The organism is Cupriavidus sp. 8B, from assembly GCF_054589115.1.
Window position 1 is genome coordinate 1 of the sequence record NZ_BAAILO010000279.1, and the last position, 416, is coordinate 416.

The window sequence follows — 416 nt, forward strand, 5'->3', positions numbered from 1 at the left end:
AATGCCAAATAGAAGTTCGATCAGCTTTCCAGCCCCCACCATTTGGGATACGAGATACAGCAGAACAATCACGAGCGAGCTGATAGTCGAGAACGTTCGGATAGGGCTCTGCTTCAGTCGAAATGACAGGACATCCGCGATAGTGAACCTACCCAAATTGCGAAGTGGCTCTGCGATCAAAAACAGGATCACAGGCCAGCTTGCGATGGCACCTACCAAATAAATGAGCCCGTCGAAACCGCTGCCGTACACGAGCGCAGAGACGCCAAGAAGGGACGATGCGGACAGGAAGTCCCCAGCGATAGCCCATCCGTTCTGCATGCCTGTGATACGCCCACCGGCGGCGTAGTGATCGGAGACGCCTGAGCTCTTCCGGGCGGCCCATTTCGTAATGAACAGGCTGAAGATGACAAACA

The 416-nt window shown here is 54.3% G+C and carries 1 protein-coding gene; it reads right to left on the reverse strand.

All coding sequences use genetic code 11. From position 1 onward, the window contains the following. Positions 1 to 416, reverse strand: a 416-nt coding sequence (locus ACYP5B_RS27440) for a sodium:solute symporter family transporter (RefSeq protein ID WP_459571804.1), incomplete at both ends; no start/stop codon positions are given.